The organism is Cellulosimicrobium funkei, from assembly GCF_004519295.1.
Taxonomy (GTDB): domain Bacteria; phylum Actinomycetota; class Actinomycetes; order Actinomycetales; family Cellulomonadaceae; genus Cellulosimicrobium; species Cellulosimicrobium funkei.
In genome coordinates this window covers 179,985-198,685 of record NZ_SOZH01000001.1, presented here as the reverse complement: position 1 = coordinate 198,685, position 18,701 = coordinate 179,985, and the positions used below count along the sequence as shown (strand labels likewise).

20 protein-coding genes and 1 riboswitch are annotated in these 18,701 nt (G+C 75.9%); of the genes, 9 read left to right on the top strand and 11 right to left on the bottom strand.

Going from position 1 to position 18,701, the window contains the following annotated elements; genetic code table 11:
- Nucleotides 1–80: 80 nt before the first annotated feature.
- From E1O70_RS00850 to E1O70_RS00820, 7 genes are all read left to right on the top strand, one after another.
- Nucleotides 81–1,166, top strand: a complete 1,086-nt coding sequence (locus tag E1O70_RS00850; protein ID WP_061268142.1) for a sensor histidine kinase — start codon at nt 81–83, stop codon at nt 1,164–1,166.
- Nucleotides 1,163–1,816 (top strand): response regulator, encoded by a 654-nt coding sequence (locus E1O70_RS00845; RefSeq protein ID WP_061268141.1) that lies wholly within the window; start codon nt 1,163–1,165, stop codon nt 1,814–1,816. Before E1O70_RS00850 ends, E1O70_RS00845 begins: the two co-directional genes overlap by 4 nt.
- 71 nt (nt 1,817–1,887) lie before the next feature.
- A complete protein-coding gene (locus E1O70_RS00840) occupies nt 1,888–2,394 on the top strand; it encodes a hypothetical protein (RefSeq protein ID WP_128957689.1) in 507 nt (168 codons plus the stop codon).
- Nucleotides 2,391–3,620 (top strand): NRAMP family divalent metal transporter, encoded by a 1,230-nt coding sequence (locus E1O70_RS00835; RefSeq protein ID WP_061268139.1) that lies wholly within the window; start codon nt 2,391–2,393, stop codon nt 3,618–3,620. The genes E1O70_RS00840 and E1O70_RS00835 overlap by 4 nt, the downstream gene beginning before the upstream one ends.
- Complete coding sequence (locus E1O70_RS00830) at nt 3,617–4,081, top strand: hypothetical protein (RefSeq protein WP_061268138.1); 465 nt, start codon at nt 3,617–3,619, stop codon at nt 4,079–4,081. The genes E1O70_RS00835 and E1O70_RS00830 overlap by 4 nt, the downstream gene beginning before the upstream one ends.
- Nucleotides 4,078–4,491, top strand: coding sequence for a hypothetical protein (locus tag E1O70_RS00825; protein ID WP_061268137.1), 414 nt, complete (start codon nt 4,078–4,080; stop codon nt 4,489–4,491). The genes E1O70_RS00830 and E1O70_RS00825 overlap by 4 nt, the downstream gene beginning before the upstream one ends.
- Nucleotides 4,492–4,605: 114 nt before the next feature.
- Nucleotides 4,606–5,211 (top strand): flavodoxin family protein, encoded by a 606-nt coding sequence (locus E1O70_RS00820; protein ID WP_034652636.1) that lies wholly within the window; start codon nt 4,606–4,608, stop codon nt 5,209–5,211.
- 10 nt (nt 5,212–5,221) lie between these two features.
- On the opposite strand, the gene E1O70_RS00815 is transcribed toward E1O70_RS00820, so the two are convergent.
- The 8 genes from E1O70_RS00815 to E1O70_RS00780 all read right to left on the bottom strand — a co-directional run bounded on the left by E1O70_RS00815 (nt 5,222) and on the right by E1O70_RS00780 (nt 11,854).
- Nucleotides 5,222–5,542, bottom strand: a complete 321-nt coding sequence (locus E1O70_RS00815) for an ArsR/SmtB family transcription factor (RefSeq protein WP_034652607.1) — start codon at nt 5,540–5,542, stop codon at nt 5,222–5,224.
- Nucleotides 5,539–6,024 carry an SRPBCC domain-containing protein gene (locus E1O70_RS00810; RefSeq protein ID WP_061268136.1) on the bottom strand — a complete coding sequence of 162 codons (486 nt, stop codon included), beginning with the start codon at nt 6,022–6,024 and terminating at the stop codon, nt 5,539–5,541. Before E1O70_RS00810 ends, E1O70_RS00815 begins: the two co-directional genes overlap by 4 nt.
- 99 nt (nt 6,025–6,123) lie before the next feature.
- Nucleotides 6,124–6,501 carry a fluoride efflux transporter FluC gene (locus tag E1O70_RS00805; RefSeq protein WP_061268135.1) on the bottom strand — a complete coding sequence of 126 codons (378 nt, stop codon included), beginning with the start codon at nt 6,499–6,501 and terminating at the stop codon, nt 6,124–6,126.
- Nucleotides 6,498–6,944 (bottom strand): FluC/FEX family fluoride channel, encoded by a 447-nt coding sequence (locus tag E1O70_RS00800; RefSeq protein WP_061268134.1) that lies wholly within the window; start codon nt 6,942–6,944, stop codon nt 6,498–6,500. The genes E1O70_RS00805 and E1O70_RS00800 overlap by 4 nt, the downstream gene beginning before the upstream one ends.
- Nucleotides 6,932–7,492 carry a universal stress protein gene (locus E1O70_RS00795; RefSeq protein ID WP_061268133.1) on the bottom strand — a complete coding sequence of 187 codons (561 nt, stop codon included), beginning with the start codon at nt 7,490–7,492 and terminating at the stop codon, nt 6,932–6,934. The genes E1O70_RS00800 and E1O70_RS00795 overlap by 13 nt, the downstream gene beginning before the upstream one ends.
- 41 nt (nt 7,493–7,533) lie before the next feature.
- Nucleotides 7,534–7,608, bottom strand: a riboswitch (Fluoride riboswitch).
- Nucleotides 7,609–7,632: 24 nt separating this feature from the next.
- A complete protein-coding gene (locus E1O70_RS00790; protein WP_061268132.1) occupies nt 7,633–9,006 on the bottom strand; it encodes a hypothetical protein in 1,374 nt (457 codons plus the stop codon).
- Nucleotides 9,007–9,087: 81 nt separating this feature from the next.
- Nucleotides 9,088–10,359, bottom strand: a complete 1,272-nt coding sequence (locus tag E1O70_RS00785; RefSeq protein ID WP_061268131.1) for an arginine deiminase — start codon at nt 10,357–10,359, stop codon at nt 9,088–9,090.
- 43 nt (nt 10,360–10,402) lie between these two features.
- A complete protein-coding gene (locus tag E1O70_RS00780) occupies nt 10,403–11,854 on the bottom strand; it encodes a basic amino acid/polyamine antiporter (protein ID WP_061268130.1) in 1,452 nt (483 codons plus the stop codon).
- 283 nt (nt 11,855–12,137) lie between these two features.
- Here E1O70_RS00780 and E1O70_RS00775 point away from each other — a divergent pair, with 283 nt between their 5' ends.
- On the top strand, nt 12,138–12,569 hold the full coding sequence (locus E1O70_RS00775; RefSeq protein WP_061268129.1) for a hypothetical protein: 432 nt from the start codon (nt 12,138–12,140) through the stop codon (nt 12,567–12,569).
- A 16-nt stretch (nt 12,570–12,585) separates the two neighbouring features.
- On the opposite strand, the gene E1O70_RS00770 is transcribed toward E1O70_RS00775, so the two are convergent.
- Nucleotides 12,586–13,245 carry a GntR family transcriptional regulator gene (locus E1O70_RS00770; protein WP_061268128.1) on the bottom strand — a complete coding sequence of 220 codons (660 nt, stop codon included), beginning with the start codon at nt 13,243–13,245 and terminating at the stop codon, nt 12,586–12,588.
- Nucleotides 13,246–13,335: 90 nt separating this feature from the next.
- Here E1O70_RS00770 and E1O70_RS00765 point away from each other — a divergent pair, with 90 nt between their 5' ends.
- Entirely contained in the window at nt 13,336–14,424 is a 1,089-nt protein-coding gene (locus E1O70_RS00765; RefSeq protein WP_082774552.1) for a 3-keto-disaccharide hydrolase, read from the top strand.
- 13 nt (nt 14,425–14,437) lie between these two features.
- On the opposite strand, the gene E1O70_RS00760 is transcribed toward E1O70_RS00765, so the two are convergent.
- Together E1O70_RS00760 and E1O70_RS00755 are read right to left on the bottom strand one after the other, a co-directional pair.
- On the bottom strand, nt 14,438–17,848 hold the full coding sequence (locus E1O70_RS00760; RefSeq protein WP_061268127.1) for a GH36-type glycosyl hydrolase domain-containing protein: 3,411 nt from the start codon (nt 17,846–17,848) through the stop codon (nt 14,438–14,440).
- The gene (locus E1O70_RS00755; RefSeq protein WP_082774551.1) at nt 17,845–18,582 is read right to left on the bottom strand and encodes a TetR/AcrR family transcriptional regulator; all 738 of its coding nucleotides are present in this window, start codon (nt 18,580–18,582) and stop codon (nt 17,845–17,847) included. Before E1O70_RS00755 ends, E1O70_RS00760 begins: the two co-directional genes overlap by 4 nt.
- Nucleotides 18,583–18,701: the final 119 nt, after the last annotated feature.

The following is an 18,701-nucleotide window of genomic DNA, read 5'->3' as shown; positions in this document are numbered from 1 at the left end:
GCGACCGCTACCGCCGAAAGTCGACTCCTCGCGCTCGCGCCGCCGGGCCGGGACGGCGGCCGGTGGCTAGCCTGAGCGGCGTGGGGGTCCAGGTCACGTGGGCCGACGTCCTCGTCGCGGTCTCGAGCGCGGCCGCCGGGGCGCTCCTCGTCGTGCTGCGGGCGTCGTCCGGCCTGGGCTGGGCGACGTGGGGGGCGGAGACCGCCGCCCAGCTGGTGGCGTCCGGCGTGCTCCTGGCCCGGCGGCGGCACCCGATCGCCGTCCTGGGCGCGTGCGTCGCGCTGTCCTTCGTCTCCCCCGCCGTCGCGACGCTCGCCGCTCTCTACGCCGTGGGGACCGAGGTCCGCTCCGCGCGCACCAGCGGGGCCGCGGTGCTCGGCGTCGTCGTCGCGACCTGGCCGGTCTGGCGCACGACGGCGGAGGGCTCGGGGCCGACGACGCTCTGGGTCGCGACGGTCATGGCCCTCTTCGCTTACCTCGCCGGGCGTGCGGAGCGCGCGCGCGCCGAGGCCGACCGTCGGGCGGCGACAGCCTCCGAGGAGGCCGCCCGGACCGCCGAGCGGGCCCGGCTCGCGCGCGAGCTGCACGACGTCGTCTCGCACCGCGTGAGCTACGCCGTCGTCGAGGCCGAGGTGCTCGCGACCACCACGCACGACGACGAGGTCCGCCGGGTCGCGGACGAGATCGGGGCGAGCGGCCGCGCCGCCCTGGCGGAGATGCGGCAGGTGCTCGGCGCGCTCACCGCGGCCGGTCCTGCCACCATCGCCCCATCCCGGGCGCCGGACGGCGACGAGGTCGAGACCCTCGTCGCCGAGGCCCGCTCGGCGGGCCAACCCGTCGAGGCGCACGTCGCGGTGCGGCCGTCGTCGCCGCCCGACCTCGTCGACCGGACCGTCGTGCGCGTCGTCGGCGAAGGGCTGACGAACGCCGTCCGGCACGCGCCGGGCGCGCGCACGGTCGTGTCGGTGACCCCCGTGCCCGACGGCGTCGCGGTCGCCGTGGACAACGACCCTCCGGACCGTCCCCCGACCGGGCTGACGACCGGTGGCTACGGGCTCGCGGGCCTGCGCGAGCGCGTCGACCTCCTGGGCGGCACGCTGGAGGCCGGTCCCACCCCCGCGGGCGGCTATCGTCTCCGCGCCACGCTCCCCAGGAGGACAGCATGATCCGCGTGGTCGTCGTCGACGACGAGGCGCTCCTGCGCACCGGGATCGTGCGGCTCGTGGAGACCGCGCCGGACCTCGAGGTGGTCGGCGAGGGGGCCGACGGCGCCCGCGCCGTCGAGCTCGCCCGCGAGCTCGACCCGGACGCCCTGCTCCTCGACATGCAGATGCCCGTCATGGACGGGCTCGACGCGCTCGTCGCGATCCACCGGGAGCGGCCACGCACCGCGGTCGTGGTCCTGACGAGCTTCCTCGCGGACGAGTACGTCCTCCCCGCGCTGCGAGCCGGTGCCGCGGGCTACCTGCTCAAGGACTCGACGCCGGAGGAGCTCCACCACGGCATCCGCGCCGCGGTCGCCGGCGACTCGATCCTGTCCCCCGCGGTCGCCCGGCACCTGCTCGCGGCCGCAGGAGGCGACGGGACCGCGCGCCGCGCCGACGCGCGACGCCGTCTCGCGCGCCTGGCGCCGCAGGAGCAGGAGGTCGTCGCCGCGCTCGCGGGCGGGCTGTCCAACGCCGAGATCGGGCGCCGCCTGTTCCTCGCGGAGTCGACGGTCAAGGCGTACCTCGCGCACGCGATGACCAAGCTCGGCACGACGAACCGCACCCAGACCGCGATCCTCGCCCACGAGGCAGGCCTCGCCGCGGAGTGACGTCCGGGGCTGCGGTCACACCCGAGGCCGCCGGGGTGCGGGCCTCCGCGAGCAGCGGCACCATCGCTGACGTGGGACGTCGTGCGCGCATCACCCGGTCCGGGGCCGCGCTCGGGCTGCTGCTCGGGCTCGCGCTCGGCACGACGGCGGGCTGCACGGCGAGCCGGCAGGAGCCGGGCCAGGCGACCGCCGCCGTCGCCGACGCGGTCGCGCAGGCCGGGTCGGCGGTCGAGACGACGCGGCTCACCGTGCGCCTGCTCGACACCGACCGCGTGACGACGCCCGTCGCGGACGCCGCGGTGCTCGACCAGGTCCGGGTGCTCGAGGAGTCCACGACCGCCCTGACCACTCTGGTACCGCCGGACGACGTCTCGTCCGCGCAGCGCGACGCGGGGCTCGCGGCCGTCGTCGACGCGACGGCCGAGGTCGTCACCGCGCGCGCGTGGGTCGCGCGGGAGGCGGGCGGCGACCTGTCGGCAGCCGGGGCGGTGCCGCTCACGGCGTCCGAGCTCCAGGCCGACCTCGCGCGCGCGGCCGACGACCTCGACACGGTGCTCGCCCTGGCGGGTGGCGCGTGAAGCAGCTCCTCGGTGTCGCGCTCGGCATCCTCACGGCGATCGGCGGGTTCGTCGACATCGGCGACCTCGTCACGAACGCCGTCGTGGGGTCGCGGTTCGGCCTGTCGCTCGTGTGGGTCGTGGTCGTGGGCGTCGTCGGGATCTGCCTGTTCGCGTCGATGTCGGGCCGCGTCGCGGCGGTGAGCGGGCGCGCGACGTTCGAGATCATCCGCGAGCGCCTCGGCCCACGGGCGGCGGGCGCGAACCTGGCGGCGTCGTTCGCGATCAACCTCCTCACGCTCACCGCGGAGATCGGCGGCATCGCGCTCGCGCTGCACCTCGCGAGCAGCGTCGAGCCGCGCCTGTGGATGCCGGTCGCGGCGCTCGCCGTCTGGCTCGTGCTGTGGCGCGTGAAGTTCCAGGTGATGGAGAACGTCGCGGGCCTGCTCGGGCTGCTGCTCGTGGGGTTCGGGGTCGCGCTGTTCCTGCTGGGACCGGACTGGGGCGAGCTGCTGCGCCAGGCGGTGCCGCCGTCGCCCCCGGAGACGGAGCACGTCGCGACCTACTGGTACTACGCCGTCGCGCTCTTCGGCGCCGCGATGACGCCGTACGAGGTGTTCTTCTTCTCCTCCGGAGCCGTCGAGGAGGGCTGGACCGCGAAGGACCTCGCGCAGAACCGCGTCAACGTGCTCGTCGGCTTCCCGCTCGGCGGGCTGCTGTCGGTGGCGATCGCGGCGTGCGCGGCCGTCGTGCTGCTGCCCGCGGGCATCGAGGTGTCGTCGCTGTCGCAGATCGTGCTGCCCGTCGCCGAGGCCGGGGGGACGCTGCTGCTCGCCGTGGTGATCGTGGGGATCGTCGCGGCGACGTTCGGCGCCGCGCTCGAGACGGCCCTGTCGAGCGGGTACACGCTCGCGCAGTACCTCGGCTGGTCGTGGGGGAAGTTCCGCCGCCCGGCGCGCGCGGCGCGCTTCCACCTGACGATGGTCGTCGCGCTGCTGCTCGCGGTGGCGATCCTCATGACGAGCGTCGACCCGGTGGCGGTCACCGAGATGTCCGTCGTGTTCTCCGCGGTCGCGCTGCCCCTCACGTACGTGCCGATCCTCCTCGTGGCCAACGACCAGGAGTACATGGGCGAGCACGTCAACGGGCGCGTGACCAACGCGCTCGGCATGGTCTACCTGGTGATCGTCGTCGTCGCGGCGGTGGCGGCGATCCCCCTGATGATCGCGACGGGAGCAGGGTCATGAGCCGGGACGCCACCCCTTCGACGGGGGTGCGCGTCGTGGACGCGCGCCTGCACCTGCTGAGCCGTCAGGTGCTCGACGTCGACGGCGAGCCGGTCACCACCGTCGACGACCTGGAGCTCGTCGCCTCCCCCGCCGCGGACGACGCCGCGGCCGACGGCTCGCCCGACCGACCGCCCGACCGACCGCCGGACGACGGCCCGCGGGACGCGGTGCCCGGCGAGCCGGCGGAGGTCGGCGCGGTGCTCACCGGGCCGGTGCTCGTGACGCGCCTCCTCGGCGGCCGCCCGCCCGCGTCGCGCTGGGAGCGCGTGCCGTGGTCCGACGTCGGGCACGTGGGCACGGCGCTCGAGCTCACCGTCCGCGCGGACTCGCTCGACCTGCACTGGACCGAGGACTGGCTGCGCGAGCACGTGGTCGGCCGCATCCCGGGCGGCCGGCACGACCCCGAGGAGGAGTCGTGATCCTCGGCGACCTGCTCGACGCGCGCGTCCTCGGGCCCGGCGGGGAGGACCTCGGGTTCCTCGTCGACGTGCGCCTCGCCCTCGACACGCTGCCCGACGACGGCCCGCCCGCGGGCGGGACCGACCCCGACGACGCGCACCCCGAGGACCGCGCGCTGGCCGAGACGGTACGACGGCGCAGCCGCGTCGGGCGCGCGCGGGTCGTCGGGATCCTCGTGAGCCCGCGGACCGGGACGTCGCTCCTCGGGTACGAGCGCACGGGCGTCACGGCGCCGTGGCCGGTGCCGCAGCTCGTGCGGCGCCGGCACCGCGGCACGTTCCTCGTGCCGTGGGACGACGTCGCCGCCGCCGGGCAGGGCGAGGTCCGGCTCGCGCGCGGATACCGGCGCCAGGACGCCGCCCTCCCCTGACGACGCCGCGCGTTGCGAGCGACGCGCGGCCCCGTGACGCTGGACGGGACGGTGGAGCCAGCCGCCGCCGGCCGTCCCGGGCGGCACGACCGCCCGGCGCCACGGGAGGACCCCATGAAGGCGCTGTTCGTCAGCTGCACGCTCAAGAGCTCTCCGGAGCCGTCCAACACCGAGGCGCTCGGGCGCGTGGTCGCCGAGGCGCTCCAGGACCGCGGGGTCGAGGTCGAGCACGTCCGCCTCGTCGACCTCGCCGTGCCGCCCGGCGTCGTCACCGACGTCGGGGAGGGCGACGAGTGGCCGCGCGTGCACGAGCGGCTGGTCGCGTCGGAGATCCTCGTGGTCCTCACGCCCACGTGGCTCGGGCGCCCGTCGTCGCTCGCCCAGCGCATGCTCGAGCGCATGGACGCGATGATCTCCGAGGAGGGGCCCGACGGGATCCCCGTCGCGTACAACCGGGTCGCGGGGGTCGTGGTCACGGGCAACGAGGACGGCGCGCACCACGTCATCTCGGAGGTGAGCGGGGCCCTCGCGGACATCGGCTACACGATCCCGGGACAGGCGTGGACCTACTGGAACCAGGGCCCGGGGCCCGGGCCGGACTACGTCCAGACCGGCCACGGGCACGAGTGGGCGCGCGAGACCGGGCGCCTCATGGCGCACAACCTGCACGCCGTCGCGTCGGCGCTCGCGGCGCACCCCGTCCCCGCTCCCGGCTCCTGACCGACGACCGCTACGCCTCCGCGATCCGCTTGATCGCCGCGAGCCGGCGGTCCCACGCCGCGCCGATGGCCTCGAGGGCGCGCGCCGTCTCGCCGAGCCGCGTCCCGACGGCCCGGTGCCGGACCTCGCGCCCGACGCGCACCGACTCGACGAGCCCGACCTCCGCGAGCACGGCGAGGTGCTTCGCGATGGCCTGCCGGCTCACGGGGAGCCGCTCGGCGAGCGCGGACGCCGAGAGGTCCGCGCTGCCGAGCTCCTGGAGGATCCGCCACCGGGTGTCGTCCGCGAGCGCGGAGAACACGGGGGCGAGCTCCGTCGCCGCTGCGCTCACGCGTGCCCGCCCTCGCCCGCGAGAGCGCCTTCGAGGAGCTCGACGAGCTCGTCGAGCTCGCTCGTCCACCCCTGCCGGTGGCTCTCGAGCAGCTCGTCGGGGTCGGCGGTGCGCTCGAACCCGGTCTCGACGACGCGCAGGACGGTCGTCGGGCCCTGCGGCTCGAGCGTGAAGCGCGCGACGGTCGACGTCGTCTCGTCCAAGGGCTGCCCCACCGGCGTCCCCCACCGGAAGGCGAACGTCGTCGTGGGGTCGTACTCCTCGATCCGCACCTGGACGTCGGGGACGTCGGGCCAGCTGAACACGCCCTCGCCGCCGACGCGCAGGTCGGGCAGAGAGGTGCGCTGACCGAACCAGCGGCTGATGAGGTCCTCCTGGGTGAGCGCCGCCCAGACGCGGGCGGCCGGGGCGTCGATCGTCACGGTCCGGGAGACGGTGTACGACGCCGCGTCGACGGCGGCCGGCTCGTTCGTGGTGGTCATGGTGCGTCCTCTCCGTGGGGAAGGTCTCGCTGTGCAACTCCACAGTTGCACAGCGCTCGGTCGAGCGCAACCTTCAGGTTGCACCTGGCCCGCGACACCTCACCCGCCCCCGAGCGCGATCCCCGCCACGGCGGCCGCGAGGCACACGAGCAGCATCCCCAGCGCGTGCACGACCGCGACCGCGCCGCGGCCCGCGAGCAGGAGCCGCGCCCCCTCGACCGACGCCGTCGAGAACGTGGAGTACCCGCCGAGGAACCCGACGCCGAGCACCGCCACGACGTCCCCCCGGCCCGGGTGCGTCGCCCCCCACCCCGTGAGCAGCCCCAGCAGGAAGCACGCCGTCACGTTGACCACGAGCGTGCCGAGCGGCGTCGACCAGCGGTTGTGCCGCGCGACCACCGTGTCGAGGAGGAACCGGGACGCCGCGCCGAGACCGCCCGCGACGGCGACGAGCAGCAGGTCGAGGACCCCCGTCACCGCGCGCCACCGCCGCGGGCGACGCGCCGCCGTCGGGCCGCGGCCGCGAGCGCGACGCCGCCCACCGCCGCCGCGACCCCCAGCGCGACGCTCCCCAGCGCGTAGGCCGCGCCGAGGGCGGCGTGCCCGCCGCTCGCGAGGCGCTCGACCTCGACGACGAACGTCGAGTACGTCGTGAAGCCCCCGAGCACGCCGGTGCCGCACCCGAGCCGGACGGCCCGGCGCCCGCCCGAGTCGGGGCCCGCGCGCAGCAGCGTCTCGAGCAGCGCGCCGAGCACGAACGAGCCGACGAGGTTGATCCAGAACGTCGTCCACGGCCACGCGCCCGGCACGGGCGCGAACGCCTGCTCGAGCAGCGCGCGCGCCGTCGTGCCGACCGCTCCCCCGGCCGCGACGAGGCCCGCGAGCGCGAGCAGCGGGGTCCGGCGCGTCACCTCTCCCACGGGGTGCGGATCTCCTTCCAGTCCACGACGGCGAGCGGGACCGTGAGGACGGGGCGGTGCTGGTGGTGGGCCAGGTGCACCGCGACCGACCCCTCGACGAGCTCGCGCACGTGCGCGAGCGAGCCGGGCGCGCGCGACCCGACGACGATCACCGCCGCGTCGACGGCGCGCGCGAGGTGGGTCAGCGCGCGGTCGGGCCGCCCCGCGAGGTAGCGCAGCTCCCACGGCACGCGTGCTCCCGCGAGCTCCGCGCCGACCTCGGCGCGCAGGCGCTCGGCGGTGCCCTGCCAGGCGTCGTCGGCGGAGTCCGGGTCGAGGGGCGCGTGCGTCACGGACCCGTCCGGGTGCTCCTCGACCACGGCGCGCGACGCGTCGGCGTACGCCGCGACGAGCCGGGACCCGGCGGCGTCGGCCCAGGCCGCCGCCGTGCGGACGACGAGCGGGTCACCGCCCGGGACGACGCCCACCACCACGGCGTGCCCCGCGAACGGGACCATCCGGTCGAGCGCGGGCTGGGGCACCGCCCCCGCGTGCGGCCGTGCTCTCATGCGGCCTCCTCCCGCGGGCAACGTCCTGCCCGCCGACGGGCGACGAGTCAGGAACCATCAGCCCTGGCGGCGGTTCGGGCGGCTGCGCCCCGGCGGGATCCATCACCGCTCCCAGCGTAGCCAGCGCCGGGACCGTCCGCTCAGCCGGCCTTGGGCTTCGCGAACTTCTTCTCGTCGAACGACTTCGCCAGCTCGTGGTCGGTGACGACGAACCCGACCGCCTGCGCGACCGGGAGCACCTGGTCGCGCTCCAGGCCGTCGTCGATCCCGAGCCGGTACATGATCACGACGGTGCCCGTGCTCAGCATGACCGACGGCGCGTCCCCGTCGTCGAGGATCGCGTACGAGCCCTGGAACCCGGGCTGCGGGACGGCCGCGGCGAGGGTCGGGTGGGCCGGGCCGGTGGTGTCGGCCAGGGGGTCGCCCTCCGGCGCGTCGTTGAACGCCGCGGCGGCGCGCTCGGCCTCCTCCTTCGAGCCGACGTCCAGCACGACGACGTCGAGCGCGACGGTCGGGCCGTCGTCGGACACGACGCGGGCCTCGAACCCTGCCTGGCACGAGCCCGCGAGGGCCTGGATCGCGGGGATCGCGGGGACGTCGTCGCACGCGAAGTCCCGCCGCGCCACGAGGGCGATGCGGTCGTCGTTGACGAGGTAGTCGTTGTCGGAGAAGTACGCCCACGACATCGGCGCGAGCTCGGGGCCCTTCTCCGGGTCCATCTCCGCGCCCGCGCGGTACTCCTGCGCGAGCCACGGCTCGTCGTCGGTGACGTCGGTGTCCGCGGGGTCCTCGGTCTCCTCCGGCTCCGGCTCCGTCGGCGCGTCCGACGTCGCGGGCGCCTGCTCGGCCGTGGTCGGCCCGGGGTCGGGCGCGGAGTCGTCGCGCAGCCCGAGCCACACGCCGAGGGCGCCCGCGACGAGCCCGAACGCGCCCAGGCCGGCGAGCACCGGCACGAGCCACGGGCGACGGCCGCGGCCCGGCGGCGTCGCGTACGGGGAGAAGCCGTACGGGTCCGACGGCGGCGCGGTCGCCGTCGGGACGACCGTCGCGTCGTCGGGCGCGCCGTAGCCCGGGCCCGACGGCGCCCCGTACGGCGCGGACGGGCTGCCGTACGGAGCCGTGGGGTGGGTGCCGTGCGGCGGGGCGCCGTAGGGCGCGCCGGGCGCGCCCGCGTACGCCCCGGGCGGCGGCGGTGCGGTGTGGCCGGACGACGTCGCGGCGGGCGGCCACGTCGCGCCGGTCTCCGCGGGAGGCCAGGTCGCGCCCGTGTCCGCCGGCGGGAGCGTCGCGTGCGGGTCCGGGCCGCGGTACCCCTGGGGCGCTGGCGGCGCCCCGCGCTGCCCGTACGGGTCCGTGCCGTACGGGACCTGGGCGTGGGACTGCCCCGGTCCGGGCGGGGGCGGCGGGGGCGGCGACCCGCCCGGGGTCGCGGCGCCGTCGTCCCCGTACCGCCGCGGCGGCCGCATGACGGTCTGGTCGTCGACCGGCTCGTACGGCTCGGTGGGGTCGGACATCGGGCGGGTCCTCTCGTCGTGGGCGGCTCGTGCAGGGTATCCCGGGAGCCGCGCCGCGCCGGTGGTCCGCCGAGCGGCGTCTCAGTCGAGCGGGTCGCGCGCGACGGGGCACGTCATGCAGTGCCCGCCGCCCCGGCCGCGCCCGAGCTCCGCCCCGACGATCGTCACGACCTCGACGCCCGCGCGCCGCAGCGCCGCGTTGGTCAGGGTGTTGCGGTCGTACGTGACGACGACGCCCGGCTCGATGGCGACGGCGTTGTTCCCCGAGTCCCACTGCTGCCGCTCGGACGCGTACGCGTCGCCCGCCGTCTCCACGACGCGCAGCGCGGGCAGACCCAGCGCGCGCGCCACCACGTCGACGAAGGGCGTGTCGCCCTCGTCGGTGATCTCGACGCCCGGCGCGCGGTCCGACGGCCGCAGCGTGAAGGTGTGGATGCCGTCGACGATCGCCGGGTGCACCGTGACGAGGTCGCGGTCCGCGAACGTGAACACGGTGTCGAGGTGCATCGCCGCGCGCAGCCGCGGCATGCCCGCGACGACGACCTGCTCCGCCGCGCCCGCGTCGAACAGCGCCTTCGCGAGCTGCGAGATCGCCTGGCGCGACGTGCGCTCGCTCATCCCGACGAGCACCGCGCCGTTGCCCACCGGCATGACGTCGCCGCCCTCCAGCGTGGCCTGGCCCCAGTCCTGCTCCGGGTCGCCCCACCACACCGTCGACTCCCGGTACTCGGGGTGGAACGCGTAGACCGCCTTCATGAGGAGCGTCTCCTCCTGGCGCGCCGGCCAGTACAGCGGGTTGAGCGTCAGGCCGCCGTAGACCCAGCACGTGGTGTCGCGCGTGTACAGGGTGTTCGGCAGCGGCGGGAGCAGGTACTCGAACCCGCCCGTCGACTCGCGCGCGAGGTCCACGTAGCCGGTGCGGTAGTCGTCGGGCAGGTCGGTCGTCGCCAGGCCGCCCACGAGGAACCGCGCGAGCTCGCGCTCGCTCAGCGAGTCGAGGTAGGCCCGCGTGCCCTCGACGAGCCCCAGGCCCACCTGGTTCGGCACGACCTTGCGGTCGAGCACCCACGCCCGCGCCTCGGGGATCGCGAGCGTCTGCGCGAGGAGGTCGTGCAGCTCGACGACCTCGACGCCCCGGTTCGTCAGCTTGTTGACGAAGTCGAGGTGGTCGCGCTGGGCGGCCTCCACCCACATGACGTCGTCGAAGAGGAGGTCGTCGGAGTTCGTCGGGGTCAGCCGCTCGTGCGCCAGCCCCGGTGCGCAGACGAGGACCTTGCGCAGGCGCCCCACCTCCGAGTGGACGCCGTGCTGCGCGGGCGGGACGGTGGACGGGACGGCGGACGCGACGCTCATGGGTGCTCCCTCTCGGTGGTGCGGTCGGTACGGTCCGGTGGTCTCACAGCGACACCCACCCCGCCGCGAGGCCGACGACGGCGAGCACCGCGAGCGCCACGACGACGCCGAGCAGCGCGAGCTCCGCGGGCCCGAACGCCCGCCGCCCCTGCTCGCGGCGCGTCATGACGAAGAGGACGGTGACGGGCGCGTAGAAGACGAACGCGAGCAGCGCCAGGTCGAGCCCGGCCGCGAAGAGCAGGAACGCGGTGTACGCCGACGCGAGGACCGCCACGACGAGGTCGCCCGTCAGGGTGCGGGCGGGGGCGCCGTCGTACGTCTCGCGCGTGAGCCGCAGCCGCAGCGCGTAGAGCGCGGCCAGCAGGAACGGGATGAGGGTCATCGACGCGGTGAGGTCGAGCGCGAAGTCGAACGCGTCGTCGGAGAAGTACGTGACGACGAGGACCACCTGCGAGAGCGCCGTGCTGAGCAGCAGCGCGTTCACCGGGACGTCCTCCCGGCGCGTGCGGGTGAGGAACCGCGGCATGTCGCGGTCCTTGGCCGCGACGAACAGGACCTCCGCCGCCATGAGGGTCCACGCGAGGTAGGCGCCGAGAACCGAGACGATCAGCCCGACGCCCACGAAGACGCTCCCCCACGGCCCGACCGCGGCCTCCAGCACGCCCGCCATCGACGGCTGGCGCAGCTCCGCGATCTCGGCCATCGGCAGGATCCCGTAGGACACGATGGTCACCGACGCGAAGACCGCGAGCACGCTCGTGAACCCGAGGATCGTCGCCCGCCCCACGTCCTCGCGACGGCGCGCGTGCCGCGAGTAGACGCTCGCGCCCTCGACCCCGAGGAAGACGAACACGGTGACGAGCATGGTGTCGCGCACCTGGTCGAACAGCGACCCGGTGTACGAGGCGCCGTGGAGGTTCTCCGCGAAGACCGCGGGGTCGAACGCGAGCACGGCGAGCAGGACGAAGACGAGGATGGGCACGAGCTTGGCGATCGTGACGATCCGGTTGATCGCCGTCGCCTCCCGGATCCCCTGCCGCACGAGCGCGAAGAAGAGCCACAGCCCGACCGACGAGAGCACGAGCGCGAGCACCGTGTCCCCCGCGCCCAGGGCGGGGACCCACGCCCCGAGCGTCGACATGATGAGCACCCAGTACGTCACGTTGCCCACGCACGCGCTCGCCCAGTACCCGGCGGCGGCGTAGAAGCCCGTGAACTCCCCGAAGCCCGCCTTCGCGTACGCGTAGACCCCGGCGTCGAGCCCGGGCTTGCGGACCGCGAGCCGCTGGAAGACGAGGGCGAGCGTGAACATGCCCGCGCCCGCGACGACCCACGCCACGAGCGCGCCCGCGACCCCCGTCTCCTGAGCGAAGCGGCGCGGGAGCGAGAAGACGCCCGCCCCGACCATGGAACCCACGACCATCGCCGTGAGCGTGAGCACGGTGACCTTCGTGGTGCCGGACGTCGTGCCCTGCGCCGTGCCCTCAGCGGTCATGCCCCACGCCCCTCGCGCTCGCGTGCCCGCCCGCGCCGAGCGGCTCGGCGGCGCCGTGCTGACCCGGTCGATGATGGCAGCGTCGCGGTCGGCCCGCGCGTCGGGTGCCGGGGTCCCCCGCGCGGCCTACCCCGGGCGCCGTACCCGCCGCCCGATCTCCTCCTCAGGGTGGACACGCGCGCGCGATCGGTACGCGTACGCTGCCCGTGGGTCGCCGGACACGGCAGGGGGGAACTGCTCGACCGACGAGTGACCGACCGTCGTCCGACCCACCTCACCGCACATGAACATGCTCACCTGGACCGCCGTCGACCACCGGACCTGGCGTGCCCGCAGCGCCTCGCGCGAGTACGTCGTCCGGCGCGACGACACCGGCACCTGGACCCTCGACGGCCCCGGCCGCACGTGGGGCGCGCTGCCGAGCCTCGAGATCGCCCAGGAGGTCGCCGCGCTCGACGACGAGGTCCACCACGACGACGACCGGATGACGAGCTATCGCGTCGTCACCGCCACCGGTGCGCGGCGCGGCGAGCCGTTCGGCGCCGAGACGGACGAGGACGCGCTCGACGTGCTCCGGGCCCGGCGCCGGGCCGGCAACCTCCCGCTCGCACCGTTCCGCCTGGAGACCTCCGACGGCCGCCTGGTCGGCGCGTGGGACAAGGCCGTCCAGATCCCGGCCCGGTCGGTCGGCGACGGGACGTCCGGGCCGGTCTGACGCTCCGGTCTGACGTTCAGGCCCGCGACGCGGCGCGGCGCGCCGCGAGGGCGGCCCGCCGCCGTCGGCTGCTCTCGACGTGCGCCGCGGCGAGCTCCGCGGCCCGGTCGCCGTCCCGGGCACGGACCGCGTCGAACAGCGCCACGTGCTCGTCGGTGACGTCGGCGAGGTCGTCGTGCTGCGACAGCGCCCAGCGCATCCGGCTGCGGATGCCCTGCATCATGTCGTCGAGCAGCCGGTTGCCCGCGAGCACCGTGACGATCTCGTGGAAGTCGGCGGCCGAGCGGCGCGACCCCACCGGGTCGGCCGCGCGCGCGCCCTCCTGCTCGCGGTCGAGCGCCGCGCGCAGACGCTCCAGCCCCGGCGGCTCGTGGCGCTCGGCGGCGAGGCGGAACGCGAGCGGCTCGAGCACGGCGCGGACCTCGTCCAGGTCGGCGAGGTCGGCGTCGGTGAACGCCCGCACGACGGCCCACGTGTGCGGGCGCAGCGCGACGAGCCCCTCCCCCTCCAGGACCTTGAGCGCGTCGCGTACGGGGATGCGGCTCACGCCGAACCCGGCGGCGAGGTCGCGCTCGACGAGGCGCGAGCCGGGCTCGCGCACGCCGTCGAGGATCTCGTCCCGCAGCCGGGACGCGACCCGCGCGGACTCCAGCACTCGCTCCTCGGCTCCGGCCACGCGTCGATTCTCGCACCGGCCCGGGTGCCGTTGAGAGCCCGCGCGGACCGTGCGAGGGTGGACGGGACCGCGTCGAACGAGGGAGTTCCGATGACGAGCACCACCCGTACCCCCGCCCGCGCGACCCAGGGCAGGGTGCGCCGCGCCCGGATCGCCGGGGCGACGGCCCTGGCCGCGGGGATCGCGCTCGCGGCGCCCGCCGCGGCGGTCGTGCCGACCGCGGCACCCGCCGACGACGGCTACGAGGTGATCCTCGACGGCACCCCGGAGTCGTTCGACGCGTGGGAGTACGCGGGCGACGGCGGGTTCGACCGTCTCGACGACGGCACGGTGCGCAGCCGCGCCGGCGCGGGCGGCGGGTTCGGGACCCTCTGGTACCCGGTGCGCCAGTACGGCGACTTCTCGATGGTGGTCGAGCTCCGCGACGACGCCCCCGGTGACGCTCGCGCGAACAGCGGGATCCAGGTGCGGTTCCCCGACCTGTCCGGTCCGGTCGAGGGCTGCCCGACGACGTTCAACGGCAACGAGACGGGCAACCTGTCGTGGATCGCGGTCAACTGCGGCCACGAGATCCAGGTCAACGACTCCCCCGAGGGCGGCTCGAACGACCCCCGCAAGACGGGCTCGGTCTACGGCTTCGCCGACCTCGGCCTCGACGAGGCCCGGCCCACCGCCAAGGGCACGTGGAACGAGCTGGAGGTGCGCGTCGTCGGGCAGCACTACACGGTGATCCGCGACGGCGTGGTCATCAACGAGTACGAGAACCTGCCGGGCGTGCCGTTCCCCGACCGCCCCCTCGACCCGGACTCGAGCTCGCGCGGGCTCGTCGGGTACGTCGGCCTGCAGGCGCACGGCTCCGCGCCGGACGTCGTGTCGTTCCGCGAGGTGCGGGTCCGCGAGCTGCCGCCCGTCCACGTCGAGGCCGACGCGCGGTGCCTCGGCGGGACGGCGCACGTCGCCGTCCGCGCCGAGAACGTCGGGAGCGACCCGCTCGACGTCACGCTCGGCACGCCCGCCGGCGAGCGCACGTTCGACGCCGTGGCGCCGGGGCGCAACGCGTACCGGTCGTTCAGCGCCCGTGCGGCGTCGGTCGACGCGGGGACCGCGACGCTCACGGTCCCCGGCGCCGACGGCCCCGTGGTCGTCGAGACGCCCTACGAGGGCGTCGACTGCACCTGACCGGCGGCCGGGCCTACGACCCGGCGGGCACCGTGACCTCGACGTGCGCGGCGTCCCCGAGGTCGCGCGTCGCGACGACGACGCCGCGCTGCCGGTAGTCACCGGTGCGCAGGGTCGCCGGCACGGGCGCGAGCGCGTCCGGGCCGCTCCCGGCGCGCACCTGCACGCCGTCCCCGGTCGCCGTGACGCGGTAGGCCACGCGGCGCGTGCGGCCGCCGAGGTCCAGGTCGACGGCGAGCCCGTCCGCCGCCGCGGGCAGCACCGGGTCGACGACGACCTCCCCGCCGCGCTCGGTCAGCCCGAGGACCCCCTGGACGAGCTGGCGCAGGTAGATGCCCGGACCGCTGGAGTACACGCGCCACCCGCCGCGCACCCCGACGCTGCCGTCGCGGAGCCCGTCGAAGTCGCGCGCGAAGCTCTCGCGGTCGGGGAAGTCCGCGTCGCTCGACGAGAAGTAGGCGTTGCGCTGGCGCGGGGCGGCGTGCGCGAGGCGCCGGCCGAGGTCGACCGGGCTGATGCGCAGCAGCTCGTCGAGCGCGCGACCGCGGCCCAGGGCCGCGAGCGCCTCGACGTAGCGGATGTGCGCGTGGACGTACATGAGCCCGATCTCGCGGCCGACGTTCGCGGCCTGCTCGGCGCGCAGGAACGTGTGCGGCACGCCCTCGTCGAACGCGGCCGGGTGGTCCATGAGGCGCACGCCGTCGGGGAAGTGCAGGTGCTCCAGCACGAGCCGCTCGTGCTCCGCGGCCTCCTCGGGCGTGAGGATGCCCGCGATGATCGACTGCGTCATGGGGATGAGGCGGTACCGCATCCCGGAGACGGTGTCCGACGGGTGGATGACGAGCTCGTCGCCGTCGGCGCCGTGTCGCACGTACCCGGCGAGGACGCCGTCCACGAGGGCGCGCTCGCGCAGGTCCGCGCGGACCTCCGCCGCGAGCGTGCCCGCGCGCCCGGAGAGCGCGGCGAGGTCGTCGCGACCCGCGGTCGTGCGGGCGAGCAGCTCCGCGGCCTGCACGAGCAGCGCGGAGGTCCACGTCGACGCCAGGTCGGTGCGCATCCGCGGGTCGGCGGGCTGCAGCGTGTCGTCCCAGTCGCCCTCGCCGTAGGCGGGCAGCGCGGTGCCGGGCAGGCGGTCGCGGTCGAGGTGGTCGAGCAGGCGCGTCACGTGGTCGCGGACCGTCGCCGCGGCGTCGGGCCCCGAGGCGGCCGGGCGGCGCTGCTCGTGGTCCCAGAACGGGACGTGCTCGTCGAGCACGGCGAGGTCGCCGCTCGCCTCCAGGTACTGGGCGAGCGCGAACAGCGGCCACACGACGACGTCGCCGTGCGAGGAGTCGTTGTACCGCTCCGCGTAGGCGTCGAACATGAACCACTGCGGGAACTCGCCCCACGTGTGCTGGTGGGCCAGGACGCGCAGCACGATCTCGCGCGCGACGTCGTGGCGCCCGCCCGCGAGCGCGAGCTCGAACGGGCCCTGGCACACGTCGCGCGTGCCCCACGCCGCGCCCGAGTACTGCTCCAGGCCGTGCGGCACGAGGAAGTGGATCAGCGCGTCGTGCGCGTACCAGGGCACGAGGAGGTCGAGCTCCTGCGTCTCGACCGTCGCGTGCGGCGCGAACCGCAGCCCGCGCACGACGCCACGGACGGTCTCGACGTGGCGCGCGAGGGTCGCGTCGACGTCCGCCAGGGGGTCGAGCGCGCCCGCGAGGAGCCCGACCGCGGCGTCGGTCCCGCGCAGCGAGCCGGTGAGGGCGAGCGTGAGCGACCCGGTGCCGGTCGTGCTCGTCAGGCGGCGGGTCGTGCCGGACGCGGCGTCCCCGGCGCCCGCCTCCTCGACGACGAGCCGCGCGGACGACGCCAGGGCGTACCGCAGGTCCGGGTAGTGCGCGTCGACGTCGCCGCCCGGCACGGGCCGCACCACGACGGCGTCGCCCGGGGCCGCGGGGACGTGCTCGGCGAGCCAGCCGCCGGCCTCGTCCTCGAGCTCGAGGGTCGCGGTGACGTGCAGCGGGCGCTCGCAGCGCACGGCGACGTCGATGCGGTTCTCGCGGTCGTGCGCGACGGTCCGCACGTCGACCCGCCCGAGCGGCGTCTCGTAGCGCCAGCGGACGCCGCCGACGTCGAGCACGAGCGCGGACGGCAGGCCGAGGAGCCGGGGCCCGCGGCCGTCGTCGACGAGCACGCGCAGGCCGCTGCTGCGCATCAGGTTGAGGTGGTGGCGGTGCACGGTCGCGAGGCGGTTCGCCGTGGTGTTGCCGAGCACGACGTGCGACGCGAAGACGCCGGGCGCGAACGCCGTCGTGGAGAGGACGTCGTCCGTGGGCAGCACGTCGTCGCCCGCCTTGAGCACGTGCCCGTGCGAGCGCTCGGTCACGGTGTCCTTGCGCGCGTCGACGACGTGCGTCCCCGTCGCGGTGAAGAACGACAGGAGCGTGCCGTCGGCGTCGCGCTCGGGCAGGAGCACGTCGTCGGCGGCGAGGCCGACGGCGGCGAGCAGCCCGGCCTCGTCGAGCTCGTCGCCCGCGAGGAGCGGCGCGTCGCGCAGCGCGGAGGCGGTCGGCGTGAAGGGCGCGGTCGGACGGTCGGCGGCTGCGGCCGCGACCGCGGCGGCGGCCCAGCCGGCCACCTCGTCGAGGTGGGCCGCGAGCGGCCCGGGCGCGTCGGCGTCGACCACGGTCACGGCGTGCACGGCCGCGGTCCCGGCCGTGAGGTCGAGCGGGTGCGAGACGAGCGTCGGCATCGCGTACTCGTACTGGAGCACGCCCGGCTGCACGGGCCCGAGCAGGCCGTGCGGCAGCCCGTCGCGGCGCGAGCGCGCGGTGAAGACCTGGAGCGAGTCCGTGAGGTGCGCAGCGGCGCCCTCGACGAGGAACGTGACCGCGAGCGGGAGGCGCGGCTGCGCGGACATGGTCTGCCGGCTGACGAGCACGGTCCCGGCGTCGGGGTGCTCGAGCGCGCGGTGCAGCAGGTACTGGCACACGTACGGCTCGCTCGACAGCGCCGCCGCGGGCGGAGCGAGCGCGAGGTCCTGCGCGTGCACGACGTCGTAGCGCGTGCCGTCGTCCGTCGCGGGGCCGACCGTGAGGTCGACGCGCCAGACGAGCGCGCGCCCGTCGAGCGTGAGCGCGACGCGAGTGGCGAGCCCGAGCGCGGCGCCCGACCACACGACGCGTTCGGCGCCGACCTCGACCGCCGTCACAGCGGGGGCCGAGCCGGTGAGTCGCGCGACCTCGACCGTGCCGTCCGGGCGCGTGGCGCGCAGCAGGATGCCGCCGGGCATGCGGTCGTGCTCGCCCGGCAGGTACTGGTTCACGAGCAGGCCGTCCGTGCTGACGGCGCGCACGTCGCCGCCGCCGGTGAGCTCGACGGTCAGTCCGCTCGAGGTGAGCGTGGCGCGGGCGGGGGTCTCGGTCGCGGTGAGGGTCACGCGGTCTCCTGCTCGGTGGTGCGGGGCTCGGGTGCTGCGGGCGACGTGCCGTCGGGGCGCAGCAGCGCGAGGAACTGGTCGAAGAGGGCGACCATGTCGACGTTGTCGGGGTCGAGCAGCCACTGGAGCTGCAGGCCGTCCATGACGGCGGAGAAGAGCTGGCCGATCGCGGCCGGGTCGACCTCGGGGCGCAGCTCGCCCCGGGCGACGGCGTCCTGGAAGCGGGTGTCGTCCTGGTGGCGCAGCGCGCGGTAGCGGTCGCGGACGACGTCGTGCGCGGGATGGGTCGCGTCGGTCGCCTCGGCGGCGACCACCACGTGGAGGGACACGAGGCCGGGGGTCTCGGCGTTGCGGCGCACCTGGTCGCGGATGGTGGTCAGCAGGTCGGCGCCGGCCGCCTCGTCCTCGCCGCGGCGCACCCGGTCGCGCCGGTCGCGCTCCTCCAGGGTCGCCGTGAGGAGGCCGGCCTTGCTGCCGAAGTGGTGCAGCAGCCCGGCCTCGGAGATGCCCACGCGGGCCGCGATCTCGCGCAGCGAGCTCCCGCGGAAGCCCTGCTCGCCGAACACCTCGACCGCCGTGCGGAGGATCTCGCGCCGGCGCTGCTCGCCGCGGACGATGCGGCGGTCGGGGAGGCCGGCCGCCGTCGTGCCGCGAGCGCCCGTCGCGGTCGTCGTCCCCGGGCCCCCGGCCGTCCCCGTCGTGGCGCCGCCACCTGCGGGGTCGCTCTCGTTCATCACCGTCTCCTTCGGCAGGTCTGTCGGCGCCAACGGTACGGCCTGGACGCCCCGGTTGAAAATACTAACCGAGCGCACGCTAAGGTAGTTTCCACAGCGGCTCACACGGACGAGCCGAC